The organism is Paeniglutamicibacter sp. ZC-3, assembly GCF_025847175.2.
GTDB classification, from domain to species: domain Bacteria; phylum Actinomycetota; class Actinomycetes; order Actinomycetales; family Micrococcaceae; genus Paeniglutamicibacter; species Paeniglutamicibacter sulfureus.
Genome location: NZ_JAOYTG010000051.1, coordinates 1 through 1,985, shown reverse-complemented (window position 1 = coordinate 1,985; position 1,985 = coordinate 1). Strand labels below are relative to the sequence as shown.

2 protein-coding genes are annotated in these 1,985 nt (G+C 59.3%); both read right to left on the bottom strand.

Annotation, left to right across the window (positions count from 1 at the left end):
- Nucleotides 1-395: hypothetical protein (locus tag OIU93_RS20480; protein ID WP_264271881.1), on the bottom strand; the 395-nt coding region annotated here is incomplete at its 3' end.
- The gene (locus OIU93_RS20475; protein ID WP_264271880.1) at nt 362-1,864 is read right to left on the bottom strand and encodes a hypothetical protein; all 1,503 of its coding nucleotides are present in this window, start codon (nt 1,862-1,864) and stop codon (nt 362-364) included. The genes OIU93_RS20480 and OIU93_RS20475, both read right to left, overlap by 34 nt.
- Nucleotides 1,865-1,985 lie beyond the last annotated feature (121 nt).

The window sequence follows — 1,985 nt, the reverse complement described above, 5'->3', positions numbered from 1 at the left end:
CAAGTGCCGGAAATGATCAACGTCTCCGCGCCAGACTCTGGGTCGCGATGGAGCAGTGATTCGATCCACCAATAAGTGCCGGCCCTGTCTACTTGGACTCCGGGAGAGGTGTAGCGCTCGCCGCTGTGAGGTCCGGCAGTTACGGCAATTGGTTCGGTGCGGCCGGCAAGATTCTCCATCGTGCACACCGCCTCACCGTTCAGCGCGTCTACCTCGGCCTGAGTCCAGGCAGTGTCGGTGAGCTCACCATTTTGATCGTGTTTGAGGTCTCCCGCCACCGGCGACTTGAACACCTCAAAGGTGAGTTCAGAGCCTGCCGGCACCGAGCCATCTACAATCGCGACATCGGTAATCGTGTCACCTACTGTGGCTTGTGGCTGCGCTTCCGTGCGCACCTCGGGGTGCACGATCCTCGCCGATTCTTCGGGTATGCCGAAATCGTCGCATCTCTCCTCCCAAAATCCCTGCGCACGCGGCAGCCTAGTTCCGCGTTAGGTTTTAGGCAGTTATCGGCGCCGATGATCGAGGGATCTTGGTCAGCGCCATCAATGTCCCACTTGTACGTGTAGTAACCCTGTTCAAGGATCTCATCGTCAAAAAGGAATGAGTAGGTTTGTGGGCTTGACTGATCCCGAGCTGGATCGGTTGTGAACGTCCCGCGTGCAGCGACGGGTGCACCTACCGGCGCCTCAGATGAAGGGTTCAGAGCGGGATCGCTGAGGTACGGACCGTAAGCCGTAACCTTGGCTTTGACCGGCATCCATTCGTGCGATCCATCCGTAGCTAGTCGCCAGCGCCATTCTCCGCTCGTGCCGGTATCAGCGGCGGTAGCAGCGAACGTGATGTCGTCGCTGTGCTGCTCGCCGACACTCACGAACTTGCTGCTCACGAGGCTTGACACTTCAGGAGCCCAAGTTGTGTCGAGTTCAACCGTAACGGCCTCAAATGGCCGTGCCCGTGAGGATTCGACCGACACCGAGGATTGCGAGTTGCCTCCGTCGCCCCAAAGCACGGTGGTAGGAATTTCGAGATACTCACCAGAAAACGACACCCGGTAATACCGGTCCCAACTCTCAGCGGGAGGCAGACCTTGCCACGAAAGAGACGTGCCGGCGGGGGAGCCGTTTCCTTCCCACGTCCGAGAAGTGGTGCCATCAGAAAACTCACCGCTCTCGATCTGCAGAGACAGGGTGCCGACAGGAATAGAAACGGAACCGGAGTACGCGCTTGTTGGTGACACAGAGATGGCGGTTGAACTCGAACCAACCTCGTGGCTTTGCCGGGCATAGGTCCACGAAGCGGCCTCGGCCATCAGCCTTTGCGACAGGGCGACTACGTCGGGGCCGACAGAGTTTCGCACGCGTGCAAGTTCTGCCTCATATCCGGAGCTGCCCCGCCCGTCGGCACCTCGAATCTCCCACACGGCGAGTGCCACAGCAGCAGCCTGGAGGTTGTCGTTTGTCTGCCCATAGCGCGCAATCACGAACGTGATCTGTTGTAGGGGCGCACCCTCAGTGGTCGCGACCGACACCCCGCCTGAGCTGTTGCCGGGAATTGTGGAGCTTCCTACAAAGACGGGGACCTTGGGGCCAGATCGGACCCAGGGTTCTGCGCAATACACGTAACGGCCGTCAACCACGAACGCCCCGGCACCGTGTACATGAATCCCGTTGCCCCAGTTTACGCCGGGGCCGTGGTGGTTATCGATTGCGTGTGCTGGGGATGTGAGATCAGAAGGCGAGGGTGTCGTGGCGATCGCTCCTCCAAAGAGAAATGCGCCGAGGATCAGCGCGGTGAAACGAAGATAAATCCGGTGGCGCGAAGACCACCTTGTCTGACGCTCTGAGATGGTTTGGTGCTCCAAAGAGTCCTCCTTTAGTGGGTAAGAGGCAGTCCATGTTGCGCGTTCGGGCGCACAAATGGCTGCTACTTACTAGACGAGGAGGCGCGCGCAGTCTCGTTTCACCGCAATTACGGTTACAGCT